This window comes from Pseudoflavonifractor sp. MSJ-37 (assembly GCF_018917965.1).
In the GTDB taxonomy this organism is placed as follows: domain Bacteria; phylum Bacillota; class Clostridia; order Oscillospirales; family Oscillospiraceae; genus Pseudoflavonifractor_A.
Genome location: NZ_JAHLPP010000006.1, coordinates 104,228 through 127,777, shown reverse-complemented (window position 1 = coordinate 127,777; position 23,550 = coordinate 104,228). Strand labels below are relative to the sequence as shown.

General features: G+C 64.9%; 21 protein-coding genes. 5 read left to right on the top strand and 16 right to left on the bottom strand.

Going from position 1 to position 23,550, the window contains the following annotated elements; all coding sequences use genetic code 11:
- Positions 1-104: 104 nt before the first annotated feature.
- Complete coding sequence (locus tag KQI12_RS11375) at positions 105-1,589, top strand: hypothetical protein (RefSeq protein WP_216573466.1); 1,485 nt, start codon at positions 105-107, stop codon at positions 1,587-1,589.
- A 139-nt stretch (positions 1,590-1,728) separates the two neighbouring features.
- On the opposite strand, the gene KQI12_RS11370 is transcribed toward KQI12_RS11375, so the two are convergent.
- On the bottom strand, positions 1,729-1,926 hold the full coding sequence (locus KQI12_RS11370; protein ID WP_216573464.1) for an alpha/beta-type small acid-soluble spore protein: 198 nt from the start codon (positions 1,924-1,926) through the stop codon (positions 1,729-1,731).
- Positions 1,927-2,093: 167 nt separating this feature from the next.
- Entirely contained in the window at positions 2,094-3,020 is a 927-nt protein-coding gene (locus KQI12_RS11365) for a ketopantoate reductase family protein (protein WP_216573463.1), read from the bottom strand.
- A gap of 177 nt (positions 3,021-3,197) precedes the next feature.
- Here KQI12_RS11365 and ybaK point away from each other — a divergent pair, with 177 nt between their 5' ends.
- On the top strand, positions 3,198-3,683 hold the full coding sequence (gene ybaK / locus KQI12_RS11360) for a Cys-tRNA(Pro) deacylase (RefSeq protein ID WP_216573461.1): 486 nt from the start codon (positions 3,198-3,200) through the stop codon (positions 3,681-3,683).
- Positions 3,684-4,050: 367 nt separating this feature from the next.
- Here ybaK and KQI12_RS11355 read toward each other — a convergent pair whose 3' ends face one another.
- Genes KQI12_RS11355 through KQI12_RS11345 form a run of 3 tightly spaced genes read right to left on the bottom strand, consistent with a single transcriptional unit; the run spans position 4,051 to position 8,456 of the window.
- Entirely contained in the window at positions 4,051-6,231 is a 2,181-nt protein-coding gene (locus tag KQI12_RS11355; protein WP_216573459.1) for an ABC transporter ATP-binding protein, read from the bottom strand.
- Positions 6,231-7,961 carry an ABC transporter ATP-binding protein gene (locus KQI12_RS11350; protein WP_216573457.1) on the bottom strand — a complete coding sequence of 577 codons (1,731 nt, stop codon included), beginning with the start codon at positions 7,959-7,961 and terminating at the stop codon, positions 6,231-6,233. Before KQI12_RS11350 ends, KQI12_RS11355 begins: the two co-directional genes overlap by 1 nt.
- A 9-nt stretch (positions 7,962-7,970) precedes the next feature.
- The gene (locus tag KQI12_RS11345; protein ID WP_216573455.1) at positions 7,971-8,456 is read right to left on the bottom strand and encodes a MarR family winged helix-turn-helix transcriptional regulator; all 486 of its coding nucleotides are present in this window, start codon (positions 8,454-8,456) and stop codon (positions 7,971-7,973) included.
- Positions 8,457-8,699: 243 nt separating this feature from the next.
- Between KQI12_RS11345 and KQI12_RS11340 the strand changes: the two genes are divergently transcribed.
- From KQI12_RS11340 to KQI12_RS11330, 3 genes are all read left to right on the top strand, one after another.
- Positions 8,700-10,076, top strand: a complete 1,377-nt coding sequence (locus tag KQI12_RS11340; protein WP_216573453.1) for an MATE family efflux transporter — start codon at positions 8,700-8,702, stop codon at positions 10,074-10,076.
- Positions 10,077-10,117: 41 nt separating this feature from the next.
- Complete coding sequence (locus tag KQI12_RS11335) at positions 10,118-11,917, top strand: ABC-F family ATP-binding cassette domain-containing protein (RefSeq protein ID WP_216573452.1); 1,800 nt, start codon at positions 10,118-10,120, stop codon at positions 11,915-11,917.
- Positions 11,918-12,054: 137 nt separating this feature from the next.
- Entirely contained in the window at positions 12,055-13,149 is a 1,095-nt protein-coding gene (locus KQI12_RS11330; protein ID WP_253291053.1) for a hypothetical protein, read from the top strand.
- Between the two features lie 87 nt (positions 13,150-13,236).
- Here KQI12_RS11330 and KQI12_RS11325 read toward each other — a convergent pair whose 3' ends face one another.
- The 11 genes from KQI12_RS11325 to accC form a co-directional block, all read right to left on the bottom strand.
- Entirely contained in the window at positions 13,237-13,590 is a 354-nt protein-coding gene (locus KQI12_RS11325; protein ID WP_216573450.1) for a hypothetical protein, read from the bottom strand.
- A gap of 718 nt (positions 13,591-14,308) precedes the next feature.
- A complete protein-coding gene (locus KQI12_RS11320; protein ID WP_216573448.1) occupies positions 14,309-14,770 on the bottom strand; it encodes a MarR family winged helix-turn-helix transcriptional regulator in 462 nt (153 codons plus the stop codon).
- A gap of 75 nt (positions 14,771-14,845) precedes the next feature.
- Positions 14,846-15,271 carry a 3-hydroxyacyl-ACP dehydratase FabZ gene (gene fabZ / locus KQI12_RS11315; RefSeq protein WP_216573446.1) on the bottom strand — a complete coding sequence of 142 codons (426 nt, stop codon included), beginning with the start codon at positions 15,269-15,271 and terminating at the stop codon, positions 14,846-14,848.
- A gap of 2 nt (positions 15,272-15,273) precedes the next feature.
- Positions 15,274-16,515, bottom strand: coding sequence for a beta-ketoacyl-ACP synthase II (gene fabF, locus KQI12_RS11310; RefSeq protein WP_216573444.1), 1,242 nt, complete (start codon positions 16,513-16,515; stop codon positions 15,274-15,276).
- Positions 16,516-16,582: 67 nt separating this feature from the next.
- Entirely contained in the window at positions 16,583-17,326 is a 744-nt protein-coding gene (gene fabG / locus KQI12_RS11305; protein WP_216573520.1) for a 3-oxoacyl-[acyl-carrier-protein] reductase, read from the bottom strand.
- 2 nt (positions 17,327-17,328) lie between these two features.
- Positions 17,329-18,264 (bottom strand): ACP S-malonyltransferase, encoded by a 936-nt coding sequence (fabD, locus tag KQI12_RS11300; protein ID WP_216573442.1) that lies wholly within the window; start codon positions 18,262-18,264, stop codon positions 17,329-17,331.
- Positions 18,265-18,390: 126 nt separating this feature from the next.
- Positions 18,391-19,320 (bottom strand): nitronate monooxygenase, encoded by a 930-nt coding sequence (locus tag KQI12_RS11295; protein ID WP_216573440.1) that lies wholly within the window; start codon positions 19,318-19,320, stop codon positions 18,391-18,393.
- Positions 19,321-19,346: 26 nt separating this feature from the next.
- Positions 19,347-20,291 (bottom strand): beta-ketoacyl-ACP synthase III, encoded by a 945-nt coding sequence (locus tag KQI12_RS11290; RefSeq protein ID WP_216573438.1) that lies wholly within the window; start codon positions 20,289-20,291, stop codon positions 19,347-19,349.
- Positions 20,288-21,229, bottom strand: a complete 942-nt coding sequence (locus KQI12_RS11285; protein ID WP_216573436.1) for an acetyl-CoA carboxylase carboxyltransferase subunit alpha — start codon at positions 21,227-21,229, stop codon at positions 20,288-20,290. Before KQI12_RS11285 ends, KQI12_RS11290 begins: the two co-directional genes overlap by 4 nt.
- On the bottom strand, positions 21,226-22,104 hold the full coding sequence (accD, locus tag KQI12_RS11280) for an acetyl-CoA carboxylase, carboxyltransferase subunit beta (protein ID WP_253291051.1): 879 nt from the start codon (positions 22,102-22,104) through the stop codon (positions 21,226-21,228). Before accD ends, KQI12_RS11285 begins: the two co-directional genes overlap by 4 nt.
- A gap of 49 nt (positions 22,105-22,153) precedes the next feature.
- Positions 22,154-23,548 (bottom strand): acetyl-CoA carboxylase biotin carboxylase subunit, encoded by a 1,395-nt coding sequence (accC, locus tag KQI12_RS11275; RefSeq protein WP_216573434.1) that lies wholly within the window; start codon positions 23,546-23,548, stop codon positions 22,154-22,156.
- Positions 23,549-23,550: the final 2 nt, after the last annotated feature.

Below are 23,550 nucleotides of genomic sequence, written 5' to 3'. Positions count from 1 at the left end.
TTATACTTATAGATATGACACGGGTGGAAGAGGCAAAATCATGCCATTTGCGAAAAAGCGAAAGCGCTTTGACCGACGGATTGAAACTGGGAGGACGATATATCATGGAAGACCGGAACTTAGACTGGCGGATCAGACGGCTGGGGACTGCACTGTTATGTCTGACGATGGCGGTATCCTGTGCCGGCTGTTCATCCGGCGTCGGGAACGACTCCAGCACCGCAGACAGCACGCAGAGCGACGAGTTCAGCAAGCCGCTGGGGGATCGGGAAAAAGATAACAGCTCGCCGGAAAATGATACCGCAATGGGATTGAAGAACATCAAGGTCGATTCCAGCACGGTAGAGCTGACCGACGAACAGAAGGCGGTCATTGAATATTTTGACGAGGACTATTTACAGCTGACCGATTACGAATTTATGCGCCGCTATCCTGATCTCTTTCAGGGGGCGCAGGTCTCTGTTTACGGTGCAGTCATCAAAGTCCTTTCTATGGATGAAGATAACTATGAGATTGTGATTTGGGCAAACGTGGTCCCTTATGGGATGGCCTATGATGAGGAAGCTTATAAGCAGATGTACGGCGGACAGTATATCGTCCTGCGGGGCAAAACGGATCCGGCGGGGTGGTATATGGAGAATGACGTGCTCATGGGCTATGGCCGCTATACCGGAGTAGAGACGGTGGACATCGATGGGACGTCGTACACCATCCCCTGTGTGAATGTGTACCATGCGAATCAGGCGGCGGAGGATGCTGGGATCATCATCAGCGAGCGATTTGATGCTGCCACTGTCAAGACGGTAGCAAAAACGATTTTCCATGACATTGAATTCCGCAAGGCGGCCTTGGACGACTTCACTGAGGAGACGGCGCTGCTTCTTTTGAATACCACTGGAGGAGGGAATTATTACTCCCTCGAGGAGGCGGAGGAGAGTGCGGCGGAATTCGGCTATGACCTCAGTGACAGTCTTCCGTATTATACCGTAGAACTGGAAGATCAGAGCAACGCAAACTTTACGAAATTTCTGTTCGCAAAAGACGGAGGCGAGATCATCGACGCCAAGGATCCAGTGTTCAACGATACCATCCGGCGCTGCGTGGAGTTCTCTGCGGACTTTGAACACTACTTCGTATTTACCTATGACACCAGCCTGGAAGCGTTGAAGCTGGGGTACTACGATAAGGACCTGCATAAAGTTTGGGAGCGGGAGTTTGAGGAAACCACCAGTGCGGTCTACGACTACACGAAGAACAACATCTATCTTGTGGCGAATAATCAGCTCTATGTTATCAACACTGAGACGGGAGAGGATACCTTTGCTCCGGCCTATGTGGGCGCACGGATGGCGATCCGCAAATTTGAGGACGGTGTGTTGATGGTATCGGCAAGCAGATCGGATGGGATCGTGAAGTCCGGCCTGGATGGTGCTATCCAGTGGACAGCGAACCTCATTGCCGATGTGGAGGATGTCGGCGGGGTCCAACTGGTAGACGGCAACTTGGTCCTCCAGTACACCGACGAGACTTGGGAGGACCATTACGCACTGGTAAATTATGAGACGGGAGAAGTCATGCTCAACATATGAGCTTGTCATAAGGCCGGAACGGCCTTGTCTCAGACAGCCGAAAAAATATGCGGTCGGGTCTCTCGACAGCTTGAGCCGGACGACATCGGGGGATGTCGTCCGGCTCTCGTTTCACGCGAAGATCGTGTCTGGGGATGCGTTACTTCATGGAGTTCTCGTAGGCCTCGATCATCTTCTTGACCATCTGGCCGCCCACGGAGCCGGCCTGACGGCTGGTCAGGTCGCCGTTATAGCCCTGCTTCAGGTCCACGCCCACCTCGGACGCGGCCTCCATCTTGAATTTGTTCAGAGCCTCGCGGGCGCTGGGGACGGAAGGCTGATTGGAAGTGGTAGACATAGCGTGCATCTCCTTACGTTTTTTGTTGCGGATCGTATCGGGCGATCCGAACATAGCTTTTCCGCGGGATGCCGCCGTTATGTGGACCAATTCATAGCAAAGCTGGAAGCCGTGTTTCCGGTGCGCTGTTTTTCCACAAGATCGGATCCTGCTGTGGAAAATTTGCCTTAGAACTGGGCCTCTGCGGTCCTGATCCCGGTCCAGAGCCGGTCGTTTACGGGGGTGGGGATATGATGCTTTTTCCCCAGGGCCCGGATGGTCCCGGCGAAGAGGGACACTTCCGTGGGCCGGCGGGCCAGCATATCCTGCCGCATGGAGGGCATATTGTCCGGGCCGAAGCCGTCGATGACCTTGAGCCAGTCCGCCAGCTCCGCATCGGTGATGGGCGTGCCCTCGGCGGCGGCCACCGTCCGGACCTCCTCCATGGCGGCGATCATGGTGTCCCGGGCTTCACCGGGGACCTGCACGCCCCGGTAGGGGATGTCATACAGGGCGCAGGTCTGATTGACCCCGGTGTTCACCATCAGCTTGCTCCACTGGGCGTGGAGGATATCTGCCGGCTCTTCGCAGGCGATGCCAGCGCCCTCCAGCAGCGCTACCACCGCCGCCAGCCGGGGGGAGCGGCTCCGGTCCTTCTCGCCCAGCAGGAGACAGCCGGGAGAGGAGTAGTGGAGATGAGTGCCCTCCCGCACCGCGTCCATGCCCTTGGCCACGCAGTAGAGGACCTTGTCCGCCCCGCAGACGTCCCCGATGATCCCCTCGCTGGACACGCCGTTCAGGGTGGAGACGATCACCGTGTCCGGCCCTACCAGCGGCTCCACCAGCGCGGCAGCGGCCTCCAGCCCGGTGGCCTTCACGGCGAAGATCAGCAGGCCGGCCTTAGGGGAAGTGTCTATATCCGTCAAAAAATGGAAGCCGCAGGGGCGGTCGTTGCAGGTGAACTCGGCGGCCGCGTAGCGGCGGGCCCGCTCCGGGTCCACGGCGAAGGCCACCCGCTCCCGGCCATAGGCGGCGGTGAGCTTCTCCCCGAAGAGGATGCCCAGGGCCCCAGCCCCCACCAATACGATCGGCTTCTCGCTCCAGTCTTTGTCCATGTGGTCCAGCTCCTTTTGCACACCGCGGCGGCCTCCGGTGGAACGATCTGTTTGAAACGGGGCGGCGATCGTGGTATGGTATGATAGATATCAGAAAATGAGCCCGTAGGCTCGCTTCAAGCATACCCCAGTTGATGGGGAAATGCAAGGATGACCCAAGGAAGGGAATGGATCGCTATGGCAGAAGAAAAGACCAACGTGATGCGCCTGCTGGACCAGCGGAAGGTGCCCTACACGCCCCATCACTACGCCTCCCCGGACGGGGCGGTGGACGGCGCCACCGTGGCCGGCCTGATCGGCCGGGACCCCGGGCAGGTGTTCAAGACGCTGGTGACGGTGGGGGCCTCCAAAAACCACTATGTGTTCGTGATCCCCGTCCTGCGGACGCTGGATCTGAAGGCCGCCGCCAAGGCCGCCGGGGAGAAGTCTGTGGCCATGATCCGTCAGGCGGAGCTGCTGCCCCTGACCGGGTATATCCACGGGGGATGTTCTCCGCTGGGGATGAAGAAGCCGTTCAAGACGTTCCTGGACGAGCGGGCGCAGGGGCTGGAGACCATGGTCGTCAGTGCCGGCCGGATCGGTGCCCAGGTGGAGCTCTCTCCCCAGGCTCTGGCCAAGCAGGCCCGCGCCCGCTTCGCGGACGTGTCTAAGGACGGGGAGTGAGCGGCCGGGCCTCACCCGGTATCCCCTAAATATACGACAGATACAGGAAAAGACCCGCCATCCGGCGGGCCTTTTCGCCAGACGGTCAAAAAAGTCATTCCTCACGTTGAGCGATGCAAGAGCCTCGCAGAATTCCGTCACCCGCAGGTGACGGAATGAGATGTAAGGCGTTTTTTCTGAGGACATGCGCCTCAGAAAAAACTCTTTTCAGGCCGCTAGTGTGCGAGCAAAGCGAGTGCGCGCGGCGGCCTGCATCCCATCGAAGAAATGGCTTTGCCATTTCTGAGAAGCGGGTCGAATTTTTTCGACACGCTGAGCAAAAGACCCGCCATCCGGCGGGTCTTTTCGCGTCTGGTCCCGTCCCGGCTCAGGTGAGCTGGAACTGGCCTGTATACAGCTGATAGTAGCGGCCCTTCTGGTCCAGGAGCTCCTGATGGGAGCCTTTCTCTTCGATCTCGCCGTGCTCGATGACCACGATGCAGTCGGAGTTGCGGACCGTGGACAGCCGGTGGGCGATCACGAACACCGTCCGGCCTTCCATCAGGGCGTCCATGCCCTTGGAGATCAGGGCCTCCGTCCGGGTGTCGATGGAGGAGGTGGCCTCGTCCAGGATCATGACGGGGGGATCCGCCACCGCCGCCCGGGCGATGGCCAGCAGCTGGCGCTGGCCCTGACTCAGGTTGCCGCCATCGCCGGTGACGAAGGTGTCATACCCGTCGGGCAGACGCCGGATGAAGGAGTGGGCGTTGGCGATCTTGGCGGCCTGGATGCACTCCTCGTCGGTGGCGTCCAGACGGCCGTAGCGGATGTTGTCCATGATCGTGCCGGTGAAGAGATGGGTGTCCTGGAGCACCGCACCCAGCGCGTGGCGCAGGTCGTCCTTGCGGATGGCGTGGACGTCGATTCCGTCGAAGGTGATCATGCCGCCCTCGATCTCATAGAACCGGTTGATCAGGTTGGTGATGGTGGTCTTGCCTGCGCCGGTGGAGCCCACGAAGGCGATCTTCTGGCCGGGGTTGGCGTAGACGCTGATGTGCTTCAGGATCCGCTTGCCGGGGACGTAGGAGAAGTCCACATCGGTGAAACGCACCGCGCCCTTCAATTCGGTGAGGTAGTGGTCCTCGCCAGGCACGTTGCGGACCGCGCCCCGGACCAGATGGAGCGTCTTATGGCCCGCCTTGTCCGGGTAGCTCCAGGCCCAGCCATGGCCGGCCAGGGTGGACAGGTCCTCCACCTCGGTGAGGCGGCCGTCCGGCTCTACCCGGACCCAGATGCCGTCGCCGTCCTCATGGGGCGGCAGGAGCTTGAGGCCCTGCTCCGTGCGGACCGCCTGACCAAGTTCTACCAGATCCTTGCCCTCCTTGAGGACGGGCACCAGATGCATGACGGCGGTGCGGGGAGTCTTCCAGGCCCAGGCGTGGGGCCGGCCGCCGCCGGTCTGGACGGAGAGCGCGCCGTTGGCGTCCCGCTCCGCGGGCACCAGCGTCACCACGCCCTGATCCTCCTCGGGTTCGGCGTCCATGGCGTCGAAGATGCGCTCGGCGCCGGCCAGGGCGGAGAGGATGGTGGTGAGCTGCTGGGAGAGCTGGCTCAGGGGCTGACCGATCTGGCGGCAGTAGCCCAGATACAGGGTGAAGGAGCCCAGCTTGAAGCCTGCCACGATGGACAGGGCCCCGCCGAAGGCGGCGGTGAGGGCATAGCCCACGTTCATGATGTTCATGGAGATGGGCATGACCGCCGTGGAGTAGAAGTTGGCGGCGGTGGCCACGTCCCGGTAGCTGTCGTTCAGACCCTTGAACTGGGCCTTGGCCTGCTCCTCATGGGTGAATGCCTTGACGACCTTCAGGCCCTCGATGGTCTCCTGGATGTTGCCGTTGACCTGGCCGAGGGCGTCCTGCTGGGCCTTGTAGTACCGGCGGCTCTTGCCGCCGAACACCTTGAACACCAGGAAGGTGGCGCCCAGAGTCAGCACCGACACCAGGAAGAGCAGGGGACTCACCACCAGCATGACCACCACCAGGCCCACGAACATGATGCCGCTGGAGATCATGGACACCAGGCTCTGCTCCAGCGCCAGCTGGACGTTGTCCGCGTCGTTGGTGAAGCGGCTCATGAGCTCACCGTGGGTGTGCTTGTCGAAATAGGACAGGGGCAGGCTCTGGAGATGGTCGAACAGGTCCTTGCGGAGCCGGTTGGTGCCCCGCTGGGCCAGCTGGACCATGATGGCCGACTGAGCATATACCGCCGCCACGCCGATCAGATAGATGCCGACCAGCTTCAGGAGGTCCGCGATCAGACCGGCAGGACTGCTGTATCCGCCATAGGCGATGTTGTTGATGATGACCAGGTTCACGAAGCTGGAGCCGCCGATGTTGGTGCCCACCGAGGTGAGCAGACATAGCAGGACCAGCACCAGAGGCCACTTGGACCGGGTGAGATAGCCCAGCAGACGGGAGACCGTCTTTTTCAGGTCCTTGGGCTTGTCGAAGCCGCCCCGGCGGCCGTGGCCAGGACCGCCCTTGGGGATGTTGTTCTTGTTCTCTGCCATCAGCCCTTCACTCCTTCCTGCTGAGACTGGTAGATCTCCTGATAGATCTGGTTGGAGGCCATCAGCTCCTCATGGGTGCCGACGGCGTTTATCCTGCCGTCGTCCAGCACGACGATCCGGTCGGCGTACTGCACCGAGCTGATCCGCTGGGCGATGATGATGACGGTGGTGCCCGCCAGGTCCTTCTTGAAGGACTCCCGGATCAGGGCCTCCGTGGTGGAGTCCACAGCGGAGGTGGAGTCATCCAGGATCAGGATGGAGGGGCGGCGGAGCATGGCCCGGGCGATGCACAGGCGCTGCTTCTGGCCGCCGGACACATTGGTACCGCCCTGGTCCAGCATGGTGTCGAACCCGTCGGGCAAGCCCATGACGAAGTCGTAGGCCTGGGCGCTCTTGGCGGCCTGGATCATCTCCTCCTCCGTGGCGTCGGGACGGCCCCAGAGCAGGTTCTCCCGGATGGTGCCGGAGAAGAGCACGTTCTTCTGGAGCACCATGCCGATCCGGGCCCGGAGATCATCCAGAGGGTACTCCCGCACATCCACGCCGTCCACCAGCACCGCGCCGGCGGCGGCGTCATAGAACCGGGGGATCAGGTTCACCAGAGAGGACTTGCCGGTGCCGGTGCCGCCCACGATGGCCACGAACTCGCCGGGGGCCACATGGAGGTCCAGATGCTCCAGCACGTCGTCGCCGGAGCCGCTGGACTGGTACTTGAAGGACACGTCCCGGAACTCCACCTCGCCCCGGGGCGCGGGGAGCTCCTTCCGGGCGCCGTCCCGGATGGAGGGCTCCGTCTCCAGCACCTCCAGGATGCGGTGGCCGCAGGCGACGGCGCGGGAGAGCTGGAGCAGACTCATGGACAGCATCATGACGCTCATGAGCATCTGGAAGATATAGGTCAGGAAGGAGCTCAGGTCGCCGATCAGCATGGAGCCGCCCATGACCTGGCCGCCGCCGATCCACAGCACGCCCGCCGTGGCGGCGTTCATGCTCAGCGTCATGAGGGGCATCATGAGGATCACGGTCATGTCCACCTTGGTGGTGGCCTTGGTCAGGGCGTCATTGGCCTTCTGGAACTTGAGCTTCTCGTGGGACTGCCGGACGAAGGCCTTCACCACCCGGATGGCCACCAGGTTCTCCTGGGTGGTGTTGTTCAGGTCGTCGATCCGCCTCTGCATGGCCTCGAAGAGCTTGCTGCAGACCTTCATGAGCAGGCCGATGGCCAGGGCCATCAGGGGGATGATCACCGCCATGACCAGCGTGAGCTGGGCGTTGATGCTCACCGCCACGGCCAGGGCCGCCACCAGCATCACGCCGGAGCGGACCAGGAGGCGCAGAGCCATGGCCACCATCATCTGGATGGCGTTCACGTCGTTGGTGGTCCGGGTGATCAGGGACGCCGACGAGAACCGGTCGATGTCGGCGAAGGAGAACTCCTGGATCTTGTCGAACAGGCCCCGGCGCAGGTTGGCGCCGAAGCCCTGGGCGCTGATCGCCGCGAACTTGGCGCAGAACATGCCGCAGGTCATGCTGATCATGGCCAGCAGGAGCATGGACAGGCCCATCTGGAGGATGTAGGCCATGTCCCGATCTACGATGCCCACGTCCACGATGGCCGCCATGAAGCGGGGGAGCGCCAGCTCACAGGCCACCTCCAACACTGCCGTGAGCGGGGTGAGGATCGCGTAGCGCTTATACTCGCCCAGATATGGCAGGAGCTTTTTGAACATATCGCTGTTTCATCCTTTCTTCTTGGCGCAGGGGCCGCAGAACTCTTCCAGATCCGCGTCCCCCAGCAGATTGTGGAGCATCCGCTGGTGGTATTCCCCCAGCTGGCGCCGTTCCTCGGCGGAGAAGCCGGCGAACATCCGGGCGTTCACCTGGTCGAAGCTGGCGGAGCAGGCCTCCAGAGCCCGGCGGCCCTTTTCGGTGATGGCCACCCGCTTGCACCGCTGGTCGGCGGGGTCGCCCCGCTTTTCCACATAGCCGCCCCGTTCCAGAGACTTGAGGGACACGGCCATGGTGGCGGGCGAGATATGGAGGGCGTCGGCCAGCTCCTTCTGCGAGGCCAGCCGGCCTGTCTTCTCCCAGTCCCGGATCACGAAGAGGATCGGCGGGGAGCCCAGATCGTCCAGCCCGTGGGCGGCGAGCTCCGCCTGGAGCGTCTTTTGATGGGCCCGGTGGAGGGCGTGGAAGAGGATGCTCGACGTAGTGCGTGCTGACATGAGACGACCTCCTTTATTTCATCAGCATACTTATCATCAATATGCTAACGTATTCTACGCTCCTGTCCCGGCAAAGTCAATAGGGGAAATGTGAACATTCTGTGGCTTCGAAGCGGAGCGGGGGGATGGACAGGGCCGGTCACGCTGTGTTATGCTTAAAAATAAGCGTCAACGGCGGGCAGCTCTCTGGGTCCATCCGCCGTGACACACCGAGGAACGAGAAAAAGGAGCGAGGAGACTTCTATGGCAGATGAGTCGAGACCGACGAAGGGCCGCTATGAGCGGGACCTGACCGAGGGCAGCGTGGTGCGGCAGCTGATCCTGTTCGCCCTGCCCTTTTTGGCATCCAACCTGATCCAGTCCCTGTACAGCGTGGCGGATATGCTCATCGTGGGCAATTTTGCCGACAATATCAGTATGTCCGGCGTGAACATCGGCAGTCAGATCACCTTCATCCTCACCAACATCGTGGTGGGCCTGTGTACCGGCGGCACGATCCTGATCGCCCAGGCCATGGGCCGGAAGGACCGGAAGGCCATGGAGGAGGTCACCGCCACCCTGATGACCACTCTGCTGATCGCGGGCGTGGTCATCACGGCGCTGATGATCTTCCTGCGGGTGCCGGTGCTCAAGCTGATCCAGACCCCGGCGGAGGCCTTCGACGAGGCGGACCGGTATCTCACCGTCACCTGTACCGGCATCCTGTTCATCTTCGCCTACAACGTGCTCAGCGCCGTCCAGCGGGGCATGGGCGACTCCAAGCGCCCCTTCTACTTCGTGCTGATCGCCTGCGTCACCAACATCGCGCTGGACTTCGTGTTGGTGGCCATCTTCAAAATGGGGGCCCTGGGCGCAGCGCTGGCCACCGTGTTCTCCCAAGCCTTGAGCGTGGTGCTGTGTATGGTCACTCTGGCCCGGGACGAGTTCGTGTTCGACTTCAAGCCCAGCTCCCTGAAGATCCATCCCCACTACATCGGCCGGATCTTCCGGCTGGGCCTGCCCTCCGCGGTGCAGAACGGCGTGACCAGCTTCTCCTTCCTGATCATCACGGTGCTGACCAACTACATCGGCGGCGTGAACGCCTCGGCCGCCGTGGGCGTGGTGTCCAAGTTCAACGGCTTCGCCATCATGCCCGCCGTGGCCTTGGGGGCCTCCATCTCCACCGTGTGCGCCCAGAACATCGGCGCGGACCGGTGGGACCGGGCGGTCAAGACCTGCTGGACCGGCACGGGGATCGCCTTCGCGATCTCAGCGCTGATCTTCCTGATCGCCCGGCTGTTCCCGGCGGAGATCATCGCCCTCTTCAACCGGGAGCCGGAGCTGATCCAGTACGGCGTGGTGTACATGAAGAGCTTCTGCTTCGACTATCTCTTCGTGCCCCTGTGCTTCTGTGTGAACGGCCTGTTCATCGCCAGCGGGCACACCACCTTTTCTCTGATGAACAACATGATGTCGGCCCTGCTCCTGCGGGTCCCGGCCTGCGTCCTGTTCTCTCTGACGCTGGGCTGGGGCCTGATGGGCGTAGGCGTGGGCGCCCCGGTGGCCTCCGCCGGCTCTCTGGTCGTCATCGTCCTCTTCTACCTGTCCGGCAGGTGGAAGGAGAACGTGGCGGCCCAATGATCTCATGACGGCCCGCGGGCCGAAAAGGAGCGATCTCAGCGATGCTGTTGTCTGCGGAAAACATCACCAAGACGTATGGGACCCGGGTCCTGCTGGACCATGTGTCCTTCTATCTGGAACCCGGCGAACGGGTGGGCGTGGTCGGCATCAACGGCGCGGGCAAGTCCACCCTCCTGCGGATGCTGGCTGGAGTGGAGGAGCCCGAGACCGGAACGGTCCAGCGCTTCCCCAACGTGCGGCTGGAGTACCTGCCCCAGAGCCCGGACTTCGACCCGGAAGCCACCGTGCTGGAGCAGGTCCTGCGGGGCCTGTCCTCCGACGCCCGGGCCCTGGCGGAATATGAGGCCAAGACCATCCTGGACCGGTTGAGCGTCTCTGACTTCGACCAGCGGATGGGGAGCCTCTCCGGCGGCCAGCGGAAGCGGGCGGCCCTGGCCGCGGCGCTGGTCCGGCCCTGCGATGTGCTGATCCTGGACGAGCCGACCAACCATCTGGACAGCGAGATGACCGCCTGGCTGGAGGACTGGCTCAAGAGCTTCTCCGGCGGGCTGGTCATGATCACCCACGACCGCTATTTCCTGGAGCGGGTCACGAACCGGATGATCGAGGTGGACGGCGGGAAGCTCTACGGCTATGAGGGGAGCTACGAGGACTTCCTCCGCCGGAAGGCCGAGCGGGAGGAGTCCGCCCGGGCCAGCGAGCGCAAGCGCCAGTCCATCCTCCGGCGGGAGTACCAGTGGGTCATGCAGGGCCCCACCGCCCGGGGCACCAAGAGCCGGGAGCGTCTGGAGCGCTATGAGGCCCTGAAGGAGCAGTCCGGACCGGCGGAGAAGTCCACACTGGAGCTGTCCTCCATCTCCAGCCGCCTGGGCCGCAAGACGATCGAGCTGAAGGGAGTCTGCAAGTCCTATGAGGGCCGGATGGTCCTGCGGGACTTCGACTGCAATCTCCTGCGGGACGACCGGATCGGCATCGTGGGCCCCAACGGGAGCGGCAAATCCACCCTGCTGGATCTGATCGCCGGGCGGATCCAGCCGGACGCCGGCACGATCTCTGTGGGCGAGACGGTGCGGATCGGCTACTTCTGTCAGGAAAACCCGCCCATGGACCCGGAGATGCGGGTGATCGACTATGTGAAGGAGATCGGCGAGCGGATCGAGACCCCGGAGGGCACCGTCACCGCCGCCCAGCTGCTGGAGCAGTTCCTCTTCCCGGCCGATGTGCAGTGGAGCCCGATCGGCAAGCTCTCCGGCGGCGAGAAGCGGCGGCTCTTCCTGCTGTCGGTGCTGGCGGCGGCCCCCAACGTGCTCCTGCTGGACGAGCCCACCAACGACCTGGACATCGAGACCCTGACCATCCTGGAGGACTATCTGGAGGGCTTCCGGGGGGCGGTGGTGGCCGTGTCCCACGACCGGTATTTCCTGGACAAGACCGCTCGGCGGATCTTCGCTGTGGAGGGGGACGGCCGCATCCTGCCCTATGTGGGGGGCTACACCGACTATCTGGCGGCCCTGGCTGAAAAGCGCCGGGCGGAGAAGCGGGCGGCGGGACCGAAGGAGAAGAAGGAGCGCCCCCGCTCTGCCGGACCGAAAAAGCTCCGCTTCAGCTATAAGGAACAGCGGGACTACGACACGATCGAATCGGACATCGCCGGGCTGGAGGCCCAGCTGGCGGACAACCAGGACCAGCAGGCCCAGTGCGCCACCGACTATGTGGCCCTCCAGCGGCTCCAGGAGGAGCAGGCCGGACTGGAGGCCCGGCTGGAGGAGAAGATGGACCGCTGGCTCTATCTGAGCGACCTGGCCGAGCGGATCGCCGCCCAGGACGCGGAGAAAAAGTGAAGGACGGCCCAGAGCGCGGAGACAGGCATCGGCCCTGCTCCGCGCTCTTTTTCGCCTCCGGATACGGACCGATCGGCCCCCTGCCGCATATGGTGAGTCAGAAACCGACCGATCATCGCCGAAACGGAGGGCTTTTTATGGCAGACAGACCGCAGGTCCGCTTTTTCCTGGGGGCCAATTCCCCCGCAGGCTTCTACTCGCTCTATGATCAGTTCATGCCGCCGGAGGAGACCGAGGACTATTTCCTCATCAAGGGCGGCCCCGGGTGCGGGAAGTCCACCCTCATGCGCCGGGTGGCCAAGGCCATGGAGGAGGCGGGCCATCCAGTGGAGTACATCCTGTGTTCCGGGGATCCGGGGTCGCTGGACGCGGTGCGCTTCCCGGACCGGAAGGCGGCGCTGGTGGACGCCACCGCGCCCCATGTGGTGGAGCCCCGCTGTCCCGGGGCCATGGAGCGCTATGTGGACCTGGGGGCCTGCTATGACACGGCGGCCCTCAAGCCCCTGCGGGATGAGCTGGCCGCCTGTATGGAGGGCTATCCCGACTGTTATGCCCGGGCTTACCGCTGTCTCTCCGCCGCCGCCCAGATCCAGGACGACATCCGGTCCATGCTCCTGACGCCGGAGCTGGAGGCCCGGCTGAACAAGCGGGCGGCCGGGATCCTCAGCCGGGAGTGCCGCCGCACCGGCCGGGAGCCGGGGAAGATCTGCCGGCGGTTGCTGGACGCCGTGACCTGCCAGGGGCCCATGTGCCTCTTCGGGACGGCGGACGCGCTGTGCCGGAAGGTCTATGAGGTGTGGGACAGCTATGGGCTGGCCCATCCGCTCCTGGCCCGTCTGGCCGCCGGAGCGTCGGCGGCGGGCTATGACGTGATCGTCTGCCCGGACCCCATGGACCCGGAGCGTCTGCGCCATGTGTTCCTGCCCGGACTGGGGGTGGGCTTCCTGTCCAGCACGCCGGGGATGCCCTATGAGGGGAAGCGGCCCTACCGCCGTCTGCGGCTGGACGCCATGCTGGACCCGGAGCGCCTCCGCCGGGACCGGACCCGGCTCCGCTTCTCCCGGAAGGTGGCGGACGCCCTCACTGCCGAGGCAGTGGAGGCCATGGCCGAGGCCAAGGCCAAGCACGATGCGCTGGAGGCGGTCTACAATCCCCATGTGGATTTCCAGCGGGTGGAGGAGACCGCGGAGACCATCGCGGGGGAACTTCTGGGAGAAGAAGGCAGTCGTTGAGCGCGGATAGATAGACAAAGTCCCCCGGAGAGCAGCCGCTCTCCGGGGGACGGTCATTTCAAGCGCTGAGGCAGGAGGCGAACGGACTTACAGATCCAGTTCGTCCTTCGTGGAGGCGACCCGGCAGGAGCTGGTGCCCTTCATATTCGCCTTTCCGCTGGTGAAGTTGGCATAGTACCATCCGGCGGGCCACTTGTTGGTGCTGTAAACGTTGATGGAAGTCTTGCCGTCGATGGTCACATTGGTGCCCTTGACCACATCGCCGGAGGTGAAGATGTCTCCAGGCTTTCCGCTGATGAAAAGAGGATCGGAGGATGCGTCAGGAGAGGCAGAGACCGTCGTCATGGGGGCGGCCGTAGGCGCATCAGCCGCCGTACAGGCGGCTATGCCGGACAGCATCGTGCCACAGCAGAGCATGGCTGCGATGGGCTGCTTCTTCATAAAATGCGTCCTTCTTTCTAAAGAATGAGGCCTCACAAAGCTTTTTAGAAAGGACAGATAAATGTGCAGCTGCTGATAGAATTTGTTCCGCCCACGGGGCGGGTGCGTTGTGTCCTCGCCGGACGGGCCGCTTACTCAGCGGGAGCTCCCTTTCTTTTTCTCGCGTGAGAAAAAAGAAAGGGGGAAAGAAAAAGAACGCCAGAGGGGGCGGACCTCCCCTCTGGACACCCCCTATGCGCTCGTTCTCTCCTCGTTCTGTCATAAAGGCCTTTGCTTCGTCTCGGACGTCCTCTGATCGCGCGAAGCGCACGACCGAGAGCCTGTCGAGGGGCGTCGGGGACGCCGCCCCTATGATGGTCTGGATCCGCAGAGCGCTCCCGTCTGATCCTGCCCTTCGAAGCGGGGAGCCATCTTGTCTTTTGAGTCGAAAAACGTCCGTCGGGAGCGCCGGGCGAACGTGTGTGTGCTGCCAGGCTCCCGCAGGCGCTGTCTCCTTCGAATGCCGGCCGGGGACGCATTGGGGGGAGTCCAGAGGGGGATCGACTGTCCCCCTCTGGCGTTCTTTTTCTTTCCCCTGTTTCTTTTTCTGGCGTCCAGAAAAAGAAATAGGGTCCCCGCCGGATAGGCGGCCCGTCCGGCGAGGACACCCCCGTCCCGCCCCTTGGGCGGAACAAAAGACCGGCCCCGCCTCCGCCGAGACGAGTCCGGTCTTTTTTGATCAGCCCTGTGCCGCGCCGTGGTCCGGCAGGGCGATCTCAGGCATGAGTTCTCTGGAGATGACGCCCAGCATCTCCTCCAGCAGGTGGGTCTTTTCCGGGGAGAAGCGCTCCTTGATCCGGCCCATCACCGTGGTGAGATAGCCGTAACTGATGTTGTAGTAGTCGATGTACTTCTGAGTCACCAGCAGGTGATACTCCCGCTTGTCCTCTGGGGAGCGTTCCTTGCGGACATACCCCTTCTGGATCAGGCTGTTCACCTTGTAGGCCGCGTTGGGCGGAGAGATGTTCACGAATTTCGCGAACTCGTTGATCGTAGGCTGTCCCAGGGCCATGATGATCTCCATACAGAAGGTCTCGACCGTGGTGAGACTGGCCTCCCGGTCCTGGAACCGGGAAAAGACAGTCCGGTAAAAATGGAGCTTGAACTTGGTATACACGTCGTTGAAGGTCTCGTCCAGCATCGCTCATCCCTCCGCACAGTCTTATTTCTACTGCTATCTATCATAACAGGATCGGACGGCGGAGTCGAGTCCAACTTACTGGATCACGAAGGTCAGCTCGGCCTGGACCGCGATCTTGCCGTCCACCCGGGCCACGGCCTTGCCGTAGCCGATGGGGCCCCGCTTGTCGGTCAGCTCACAGGAGAGCTCCAGCACGTCGCCGGGGACCACCTGCTTCTTGAAGCGGCAGTTCTTCACGCCGCCGAAGATCGCCAGTTTCCCCCGGTTCTCAGGCAGGCACAGGGCCGCCACCGCGCCGGTCTGGGCCAGGGCCTCCAGGATCAGCACGCCGGGCATGATCGGCTGGCCGGGGAAGTGACCGGGGAAGAAGGGCTCGTTCATGCTGACGCACTTGATGCCCTTGGCGGACTGGCCCGGCTCACACTCCACGATCTTGTCCACCAGCAGGAAGGGCGGACGGTGGGGGAGGATCTCCATGATCTGCTTGATATCCAGTTCCATCCTCAGCCCTCCCAGCGTTTGAAGATCAGGCAGGCGTTGTGCCCGCCGAAGCCGAAGGCGTTCACCATGGCGTTGCGGATCGGGGCCTCCCGGCCCACGTTGGGCACCACGTCCAGATCGCAGGCCGGATCGGGGACCCGGTAGTTGATCGTGGGGGGCGCGAACTGGTCCCGCAGGGCCAGCACGGTGAGGATGGAGGCCACCGCCCCGCTGGCGCCCAGCAGATGGCCCATCATGGACTTGACAGAGCTCATCATCAGCTTCCGGGCGTGCCCGCCGAAGGCGGTCTTGACGGCCTGAGTCTCGCCGGAGTCGTTCAGCGGGGTGGAGGTGCCGTGGGCGCTGATGTAGTCCAGCTCCTCCGGGGCGATGCCCGCATCCTGGAGGGCCAGGCCCATGCAGGCCGCCGCGCCGGCGCCGTCGGGGCAAGGGGCGGTGATGTGGTGGGCGTCGCAGTTGGCGCCGTAGCCCGTGATCTCGCCCAGGATCTCCGCGCCCCGGGCCATGGCGTGGTCATAGTCCTCCAGCACCAGGATGCCGGCGCCCTCGCCCATGACGAAGCCGGAGCGCTCCTGATCGAAGGGGATGGAGGCACGGCTGGGGTCGTCGGTGGTGGTCACGGCCCGCAGACTGGTGAAGCCGCCCACGCCCATGCCGGCGATGGTGGAGTCCGCGCCGCCGCACACCATGACCTCGGCATAGCCGTCCCGGATGTGGCGGAAGGCGTCGCCCACGGCGTTGCTGCCGCCGGCGCAGGCCGCCACGGGACAGGTACACATGCCCTTCAGGCCGTACCGGATCGCGATCTGGCCCGCGGCCATGTTAGGGATGATCATAGGGATGAAGAAGGGAGAGATCCGGTCGAAGCCCTTCTCGAAGCCCTTGTGGCACTCGTTCTGGATGGTGTTCATGCCGCCGATGCCGCTGGACACCATGACGCCGATGCGGGCGGGATCCTCCCGCTCCAGATCCAGGCCGCTCTGCTCCATGGCCTCGGCGGCGGCGATCATGGCGAACTGGGTGAAGCGGTCCATACGCCGGGCCTCCCGGCGCTCCATATAGTCCTCGGCGTTGAAGTCCCTGACCTCACCGGCCAGCTTGACCTTCATGTCCGAGGTATCGTACTGCTGGATCGGGGCGATCCCGCAGACGCCGGCCCTGGCGGCGGCCCAGGACTCTCCGGCGGTCCGGCCGATGGGGGTGACGGCCCCCAAGCCGGTGATGACGACGCGTCGTTTTTCCATAGTTCAGATTCCTTTCAGGCAGGAGCCTAAGATAGAGACCGGCTGTGGCGGTCGGGAAGCGGGGCGGTCATACGGCCATGCCGCCGTCCACGCAGAGGACCTGGCCGGTGATGTAGCCGGACGTCTCGGCGGCAAAGAAGGCCACGGCCCGGGCCACGTCCTCGGGCTGGCCCAGACGGGCCATGGGGATGCTCTTGAGCAGGGCTTCCCGGGCGGCCTCGGGGAGCACGGCGGTCATGTCGGTGTCGATGAAGCCGGGGGCCACCAAATTGACGGTCACGTTCCGGCTGGCCAGCTCCTTGGCGATGGACTTGCTCATGCCGATGAGGCCGGCCTTGCTGGCGGCGTAGTTGGCCTGTCCGGGGTTGCCCCGGAGGCCCACTACGCTGGACAGGTTCACGATGCGGCCATAGCGCTGCTTCATCATGGGACGGTAGGCCGCCTTCATGCAGTGGAACGCGCCCTTCAGGTTGGTGTCCAGCACGGCGTCCAGATCCTCCTCCTTCATCTGGAGGGCCAGCTTGTCCCGGGTGATGCCGGCATTGTTCACCAGGATATGGAGGGCGCCGAAGCGTCCGATGACCTCCTTCACCATGGCGTCCACGGCGGCGGCGTCCGCCACGTCGGCCTGGATGGCGAAAGCCTCCGCGCCCAGCTCCCGGCAGGCGGCGGCGGTATCCTCCGCGGCCTGAGCGTTCCCGGCGTAGTTCACGGCCACGCGGGCGCCCTGCCGGGCCAGCTCCAGACACACGGCCCGGCCGATGCCCCGGCTGCCGCCGGTGACGAGGGCGGCCCGGCCCGTCAGTTCCATGCTCATGCTCCTTCTCCTTTCAGGGCGGCGATGACCTTGTCCAGGTCCTCCGCCGTATCGATGGCGTAGGTGTCGATGCCCTTCACGGTCTTGCGGACGAAGCCGGAGAGGGTCTTGCCGGGACCGATCTCCACGATGGTGTCCACCCCGTGCGCGGCCATACGGCGGATGGTATCCTCCAGATAGACGCTGGACTGGACCTGCCGCTCCAGCAGGGCGGGGATCGTGTCCCCGGGGCCCATCACATCGCCCTTGCAGTTGAAAAGGACGGGGAAGGCCATGGGACGGAACTCTACCGTGCGGAACTTCTCCCGGAGGGCATCCCCGGCGGGGGCCATCAGGGAGGTGTGGAAGGGGCCGCTGACCTTCAGAGGCACCACCCGGCGGGCTCCGGCCTCCTTGGCCAGCGCGCCGGCCTTGTCCACGGCGGCGGCGTCGCCGGCGATGACCAGCTGGCCGGGACAGTTGTAGTTGGCGATCTCGGCCACCCCCAGGTCAGCGGCGGCGTCACAGGCGGTCTGGAGCTTCTCCCGGTCCAGGCTCAGGACGGCGGCCATGCCGCAGGGCCGGCCGGTGACGGCCTCGGCCATGGCCTTCCCCCGGAAGGCCACCAGCGCGATGGCATCCTCGGGGGACAGGGCCCCGGCGGCCATCAGAGCGGAGTATTCGCCCAGACTCAGTCCGGCGGCCATGGAGGGCCGGATCCCGGCCTGATAGAGCAGGCCGGTGACGCCGGCGGCGAAGGCCACCATGCAGGGCTGGGTGTACCGAGTGTCGGAGAGCGCTTCCTCCGGACCGTCGAAGCACAGGCCCTTCAGATCGAACTCCACCGGGGCGCGGTCGAAGATGTCCCGGAAGAGCGGAAAGCGGTCATAGAAGTCCCGGCCCATGCCCACGTGCTGGGCGCCCTGACCGGCGTATAGGAAAGCGAGCTTCATATCAGATACCTCGTTCGCGGGGGCGGATCCAGGACCCGCCCGGTCTCTGGCCGACGACAGGCAGGGGGCGCCCGTCTGGGCCCTTTTCATTCGGCCCGCAGGGGCCTGGTCCGGCGGGCTCCGGATTCATTCCGCCTTCAGGGCCTCCAGCCGCTGGACGGCCTGGGCCTGGAGCTCCTCGAAGATGGCCCGCAGGGGGCGGATCTGGTGGAGCATCCCGGCCACCTGGCCGGCCATGAGGCTTCCGGTGCGGGTATCGCCGTCGAACACGGCCCGCCGCAGGCTGCCCAGTGTGAACTGTTCCAGCTCCATCTTGTCGGCGCCGGCCTTCTCATGGGCCAGATAGTCCTTGGTCATCTGGTTCTTGATGACCCGGACGGGGGCGCCCACGGAGCGGCCCGTGACCACGGTGGAGCGGTCCTTGGCCTGGAGCAAGGCCTGCTTGTAGTTCTCATGGATGGGACACTCCTCGCTGACCAGCAGGCAGGTGCCCAGCTGTGCGCCGCAGGCGCCCAGCGCATAGGCGGCCAGGAGCTGGCGGCCGTCGGCGATGCCGCCGGCGGCGATCACGGGGATGTCCACCGCGTCGCAGACCTGGGGGACCAGCGCCATGGTGGTGGTCTCGCCCACATGGCCGCCGCTCTCGGTGCCCTCGGCGATCACGCCGTCCACGCCCGCTTTGGCCATCATTTTGGCCAGGGACACGGCGGAGACCACGGGGAACACCTTGGCTCCGGACTCCTTCCACATGGAGACGTAGGGGCCGGGACTGCCCGCGCCGGTGGTGATCACGGCCACCCGCTCCTCGGCGGCGATCTTGGCCAGTTCATCGGCCTTGGGGTGCATGAGCATGATGTTCACGCCGAAGGGCTTGTCGGTGAGGGACCGGCACTGGTGGATGTGCTCCCGGAAGGACTCCGGGGCCATGCCGCCCGCGCCAATCAGGCCCAGGGCGCCGGCGTTGGAGACGGCGGCGGCAAAGGCGCCGGTGGCGATGTTGGCCATGCCGCCCTGGATGAAGGGGAACTCGGTCCCCAAAAGCTCGTTGAGTTTCATGTCGTTTCCTTCCTTTCCGGGCGTGGTCACCACTCAAACAGGGCGCCGCCCCAGGTGAGACCCGCGCCGAAGGCCACGGTGACGATCTTCTGTCCCCGCGCCAGCAGGCCCTGCTCCGCCATCTCGTCCAGCGCGATGGGCACCGACGCGGCGGAGGTGTTGCCGTAGCGGACCATGTTCTGATAGAACTTGTCCAGCGGCGCATGGAGGCGCTTGGCCGCCGTCTCGATGATGCGGCGGTTGGCCTGATGGGGGACGATCCAGTCGATGTCATCCAGCGTCAGGCCGCTCTTGGCCAGCAGGTCCTGCACGCAGGAGGGCAGGGCCTCCACCGCGAAGCGGTAGACGGCGGGACCGTCCATGTGGATATAGGTGGTCTCAGGACCGGGGCCGTTGAGCCACAGGGGGGCGGCGGTGCCCCGGCTGCCCAGGGCGGCGTGCCAGAGCCGGTCCTCCAGACACACCACAGCCGCGCCGGCTCCGTCTCCGAAGAGGACGCAGGTGCTCCGGTCGGTCATATCCAGGATCCGGCTGAGCTGATCGCAGCCGATTAGCAGGGCGTACTTCTTTTTGCCCTCTGCCAGGGCCAGCAGGCCCCGGACGGTCTCCAGCCCGTAGAGGAAGCCGGTGCATCCGGCGCTCACGTCGAAGGAGGGGGTGTCCTCCGGCAGGCCGAGGGCGGCCTGGACCAGACAGGCGTCGGAGGGGGAGGCGTAGTCGGGGGTGCAGGTGGCCACCACGCAGACGGCCACCTCGTCCGGGGCCGCGCCGGCCCGCTCCAGGGCCAGACGGCCTGCCCCGACGCACAGGTCCACGGCGGTCTCCCCGCGGGAGAAATGGCGCTGGCCGATGCCAGTGCGGCTGCGGATCCACTCGTCGCTGGTCTCCACAATCCGGCTCATCTCGTCGTTGGTCACGATCCGCTCCGGTACGCACCGGGCGGTCGAACAGAATCGAAGTCCTCGATTCATGGGGCCTCCTTCCGGGCGCTGAGGCCCATGGCACGGAATTTCTGATAGCGATGGGCCGCCGGGTCCCGTAGCTTCAGGAGCTGGGCCAGGCTGGCATAGAGGGCCTTGTCCACCGCCTGATAGACCTGCTCCGGGTCCCGGTGGGCGCCGCCCAGGGGCTCGGGCACGATCTGATCGGCCACGCCCAGCTCCACCAGATCGGCGGCGGTGAGCTTCATGAGGCCGGCGGCCTCACCGGAGCGGCTGGCGTCCTTCCACAAAATGGAGGCGAAGCCTTCCGGGGAGAGGACGGAGTACACGGCGTTCTCCAGCATGAGGACCTTGTTGGCCACAGCCAGCGCCAGCGCGCCGCCGCTGCCGCCCTCGCCGGCGATCACCGTGACGACGGGCACCCGCAGGGCGGACATGAGGGCCAGGCTGGAGGCGATGGCCTCGCCCTGGCCGTGGGCCTCGGCCTCCAGGCCGGGATAGGCGCCGGGGGTATCCACGAAGGTGATGACCGGCCGGTGGAACTTCTCGGCCTGCCGCATGAGGCGCTGGGCCTTCCGGTAGCCCTCGGGGGAGGGCATCCCGAAGTTGCAGGCCATGTTCTCCTCCAGATCCTTCCCCTTCCGGTGGCCGATCACGGTGACGGGCAGGCCGTGGAACCGCGCCACGCCGCCCAGGATGCTGGGGTCCTCGCCGCAGGAGCGGTCCCCCCTGCACTGGAAGAAATCGGTGAAGAGGTGCTGGATGAAGTCCAGCGTGCCGGGGCGCCCGGCATGGCGGGCCAGATAGACCCGGTCCGCCGGGGCGCAGTCCCGGCAGGCCTCCAGAAGCTCCGCACGGTCCCGCAGGAGCTGGGAGCGGCGGAGGACGGCGGCTCCGTCCTCCCGGCCCTCCAGCGCGGCCCGTTCCTGATCCAGCGCGGCGATCTTCTGTTCCAGTTCCTGGATCATTGGAGGCGGCCCCCTTTCTCATGGAGCTTCAGCAGCTGGAGGATGGTCTCCCGCAGCTTGGCCCGGGGGACGATCTGGTCCACGAAGCCGTGCTCCTCCAGATATTCGGACCGCTGGAAGCCCTCGGGGAGCTTTTGACCGATGGTCTGCTCGATGACCCGGGGACCGGCGAAGCCGATCAGGGCCCCGGGCTCCGCCAGGGTGTAGTCGCCCAGAGAGGCGAAGGAGGCGGTGACGCCGCCGGTGGTGGGGTGGGTCAGCACGGAGATGTACAGCCCGCCCGCCTGAGAGAAGCGCTCCAGCGCGGCGCTGGTCTTGGCCATCTGCATGAGGGACAGGATGCCCTCCTGCATCCGGGCCCCGCCGCTGGCGGAGCAGATGATCAGGGGCAGCCGCTGTTTCCGGGCCAGCTCCACCGCCCGGGCGATCTTCTCGCCCACGGCGGCGCCCATGCTGCCCATGAGGAAGCGGCTGTCCAGCACGGCGGCCACCACGCTCCGGCCGGCGATCTTGCCCCGGGCGGTGACGACGCCCTCGGTGAGGCCGGTGTCCCGGCGGACCTTCTCCAGCTTCTCATCGAAGCCGGGGAAGCCCAGTACGTTGGGCAGGGAGAAATGCTCGTCCAGCTCCTGGAAGCTGTGGGGATCCAGGAGCATGGACAGGCGGAGATAGGCGCCGATCGGGTGGTGATGGCCGCACTGGGGACAGACATAGAGGGCCCGGGCCAGGTCCCGCTTGGAGACCGGGGCGGAGCAGGCCGGGCACTGCTCGAAGAGATCGGCCTCGGGCCGCTTGATGCCCGCCTTCTCCCGCAGGCCCCGCTGGGCCTGGAACTTGGACAGCCGCTCCCGCCGGGCGCGAAACAGGTGATTCAAGGCTCGTTCGCCTCCTTAGCGATAACAGGGATCAGAAAACAGGGGACGTTCATCCTTCTTCCACGGCGGGTCGGGGGGCCTCCCCCCGGTCCCAGGCCAGAAGCTCGTCCATATGCTGCGTCAGGAAGCCGGTATCGTACCGGCCCCGGACGAAGTCGGGATGGTAGAGCAGGAGATGGGCAAAGTCGGCGGTGGTGGGGTAGCCCTCCACGATCAGCTCGCTCAGACAGCGGCGCATCCGGCGGATGGCCTCCAGCCGGGTGGGGGCGTGGACGATGACTTTGGCGACCAGAGAGTCGTAGTAGGGGCTGACCTCATACCCGTTGTAGAGCATGGTGTCCACCCGGACGCCCGGGCCGCCGGGCAAATGGAGGAACTCGGTCTTTCCCGGGCAGGGCCGGAAGCCGTGGCGGAAGTCCTCCGCGTTGATTCGGCACTCCAGCGCGTGGCCGGTGAGCCGCACCTGATCCTGGGTCAGGGAGAGAGGGAGCCCCGCGGCGACGCGGAGCTGTTCCTTCACCAGATCCAGGCCGGAGACCATCTCGGTGACGGGGTGCTCCACCTGGACCCGGGTGTTCATCTCGATGAAGCAGAAGGTGCCGTCTGCGGCCAGCACGAACTCCACGGTGCCGGCGTTCACATAGCCGGCGGCCTTGGCGGCGGCCACGGCGGCGGCGCCCATCCGTTCCCGCAGGGCGGGGTCCAGAGCCTTGGAGGGGGATTCCTCCACCAGCTTTTGATTTTTCCGCTGGATGGAGCAGTCCCGCTCTCCCAGATGGATCACATTGCCCCGCTGATCGGCCAGGATCTGGAACTCGATGTGCCGGGGGGAGAGGATCAGCTTCTCCAGATAGAGCTCACCGTTGCCGAAGCAGGCCTCGGCCTCGCTCTTGGCCTCGTGGAAGAGGCGCTCCAGGTCCTCCGGGGCATCCACCCGGCGCATCCCCCGGCCGCCGCCGCCGGCACTGGCCTTCAGGAGCACGGGCCAGCCCACTTCTTCGGCCAGAGCCAAAGCGGCCCCGGCGTCGGCCACAGGGCCGTCCGAGCCGGGGACCACAGGGACGCCGCTGGCCTTCATCAGGGCCCGGGCGGCAGATTTGTTGCCCATCTTCCGGATCATGTCTCCGGTGGGGCCGATGAAGGTGAGGCCGCACTTGGCGCACAGGTCGGCGAACTCGTCGTTCTCCGACAGGAAGCCGTAGCCCGGGTGGACGGCGTCACAGCCCGACTCCACCGCGGCGGTGAGGATGGCCATCTGGTCCAGATAGCTCTCCGCCGCCTTGGCGGGGCCCACGCACACGGCCCGGTCGGCCAGCTGGACATGGAGGGAGTCGGCGTCGGCGGTGGAGTACACCGCCACCGTCTCCACGCCCAGCTCCTGGCAGGCACGGATGACCCGCACCGCGATCTCGCCGCGGTTGGCGATCAAAACGCGTTTGAACATGG

Bases quoted from the DNA above. Each gene is read 5' to 3' on its own strand.
- KQI12_RS11340 (WP_216573453.1), top strand. From the start codon at position 8,700: ATGGCAGATGAGTCGAGACCGACGAAGGGCCGCTATGAGCGGGACCTG.
- KQI12_RS11345 (WP_216573455.1), bottom strand. From the start codon at position 8,456: ATGTCAGCACGCACTACGTCGAGCATCCTCTTCCACGCCCTCCACCGG.
- fabZ (WP_216573446.1), bottom strand. From the start codon at position 15,271: ATGGAACTGGATATCAAGCAGATCATGGAGATCCTCCCCCACCGTCCG.
- KQI12_RS11285 (WP_216573436.1), bottom strand. From the start codon at position 21,229: ATGATCCAGGAACTGGAACAGAAGATCGCCGCGCTGGATCAGGAACGG.
- fabG (WP_216573520.1), bottom strand. From the start codon at position 17,326: ATGGAACTGACGGGCCGGGCCGCCCTCGTCACCGGCGGCAGCCGGGGC.
- KQI12_RS11355 (WP_216573459.1), bottom strand. From the start codon at position 6,231: ATGGCAGAGAACAAGAACAACATCCCCAAGGGCGGTCCTGGCCACGGC.
- KQI12_RS11290 (WP_216573438.1), bottom strand. From the start codon at position 20,291: ATGAATCGAGGACTTCGATTCTGTTCGACCGCCCGGTGCGTACCGGAG.
- KQI12_RS11320 (WP_216573448.1), bottom strand. From the start codon at position 14,770: ATGCTGGACGAGACCTTCAACGACGTGTATACCAAGTTCAAGCTCCAT.
- KQI12_RS11330 (WP_253291053.1), top strand. From the start codon at position 12,055: ATGGCAGACAGACCGCAGGTCCGCTTTTTCCTGGGGGCCAATTCCCCC.
- KQI12_RS11365 (WP_216573463.1), bottom strand. From the start codon at position 3,020: ATGGACAAAGACTGGAGCGAGAAGCCGATCGTATTGGTGGGGGCTGGG.
- fabD (WP_216573442.1), bottom strand. From the start codon at position 18,264: ATGAAGCTCGCTTTCCTATACGCCGGTCAGGGCGCCCAGCACGTGGGC.
- KQI12_RS11370 (WP_216573464.1), bottom strand. From the start codon at position 1,926: ATGTCTACCACTTCCAATCAGCCTTCCGTCCCCAGCGCCCGCGAGGCT.
- accC (WP_216573434.1), bottom strand. From the start codon at position 23,548: ATGTTCAAACGCGTTTTGATCGCCAACCGCGGCGAGATCGCGGTGCGG.
- KQI12_RS11335 (WP_216573452.1), top strand. From the start codon at position 10,118: ATGCTGTTGTCTGCGGAAAACATCACCAAGACGTATGGGACCCGGGTC.
- KQI12_RS11375 (WP_216573466.1), top strand. From the start codon at position 105: ATGGAAGACCGGAACTTAGACTGGCGGATCAGACGGCTGGGGACTGCA.
- KQI12_RS11325 (WP_216573450.1), bottom strand. From the start codon at position 13,590: ATGAAGAAGCAGCCCATCGCAGCCATGCTCTGCTGTGGCACGATGCTG.
- KQI12_RS11350 (WP_216573457.1), bottom strand. From the start codon at position 7,961: ATGTTCAAAAAGCTCCTGCCATATCTGGGCGAGTATAAGCGCTACGCG.
- fabF (WP_216573444.1), bottom strand. From the start codon at position 16,515: ATGGAAAAACGACGCGTCGTCATCACCGGCTTGGGGGCCGTCACCCCC.
- ybaK (WP_216573461.1), top strand. From the start codon at position 3,198: ATGGCAGAAGAAAAGACCAACGTGATGCGCCTGCTGGACCAGCGGAAG.
- KQI12_RS11295 (WP_216573440.1), bottom strand. From the start codon at position 19,320: ATGAAACTCAACGAGCTTTTGGGGACCGAGTTCCCCTTCATCCAGGGC.